Genomic DNA, 1,162 nt, shown 5'->3' with positions numbered 1-1,162 from the left:
GTGGAGGTCCAGGACGAGCAGGGCCGGGTGCTGAAACGGGCCCGGCTGCCCGAGGGGATGGCCGGAATGTCCCGTTTCCATGAGCTGGTCGGCCGGTTCGTGCCCGAGGACGCGCAGCCGTCTGAGGTGCTGGTGTGTATCGAGACCGACCGGGGCCCGTGGGTGCGGGCGCTGCGGGCGGCGGGGTATCGGGTGTTTGGGGTGGATCCCAAGCAGGCCGCCCGGCACCGGGAGATTCTGGGCTCCTCAGGGGCCAAGAGCGACAAGGGCGACGCACACGCGCTGGCCGACATGGTCCGCACCCGTCACCACCAGCTGCGGGAGAGCGCGGGCGATTCCGAGGTCGCCGAGGCGGTCAAGGTCGTCACCCGCGCACACCAAGCGCTGTTGTGGGAACGAACCCGGCACATGCTTCGGCTGCGGGTGGCGCTGCGGGACTACTTCCCCGCCGCGCTGCAGGCGTACAAGCCCCTGGGCCTGACCTCGGAGCCGGTGCTGAGGCTGCTGGCCAAAGCCCCCACTCCCGCCACGGCCGCGAAGCTCACCACCAGCCAGATCAGCTCGGCCTTGAAGGGCCGCCGAGATATCCCGGCCAAAACACAGGAGATCAAGCAGATACTGCGCTCTGACCAGCTAGGACAGGCTGACCTGGTCACCGCCGCCTACGCCTCGACAATGCGGGCGCTGACCGCGGTCATCACCACGCTCAACGCGGAGATCACGACCCTGGAGGGCGAGGTCGAGGCCCATTTTGGCCGGCACCCGGACGCTGAGGTCATACTCAGCCAGCCCGGCTTGGGCGTCATCCTCGGCGCCCGGGTGCTCGCCGAGTTCGGGGACGCCCCCGGCCGCTATGCCAGCGCGAAGACACGCAAGAACTACGCCGGGACATCCCCGATCACCCGCCAATCCGGCAAGATACGGACCGTTCACGCCCGGTTCGTCCACAACGACCGGCTCGTCGACGCCCTTCACCTGCAAGCGTCCTGCGCGCTGTTACACGACCCTGCCGTCCGCGCCTACTACGACCAGCTACGCGCCCGCGACGTCAGCCACAACGCCGCCCTCCGCCAGGTCGGCAACCGCCTGGTCGGCATCCTGCACGGCTGCCTGAAAACCCACGCCCCCTACGACCAAGCGACCGCCTGGTCACACCGAGAAC

Annotated in this window: 1 protein-coding gene; it reads left to right on the top strand. The window is 69.0% G+C overall.

The genetic code is table 11. The features are described from left to right. A partial coding sequence (locus R4I43_RS34210; RefSeq protein WP_324269877.1) for an IS110 family RNA-guided transposase occupies positions 1-1,162 on the top strand: 1,162 nt, incomplete at both ends.

This window comes from Saccharopolyspora mangrovi (assembly GCF_035320975.1).
Classification (GTDB): Bacteria; Actinomycetota; Actinomycetes; order Mycobacteriales; family Pseudonocardiaceae; genus Saccharopolyspora; species Saccharopolyspora mangrovi.
Note: the sequence above shows the minus strand (reverse complement) of the source record. Positions and strands in the feature narration are given on the sequence as shown.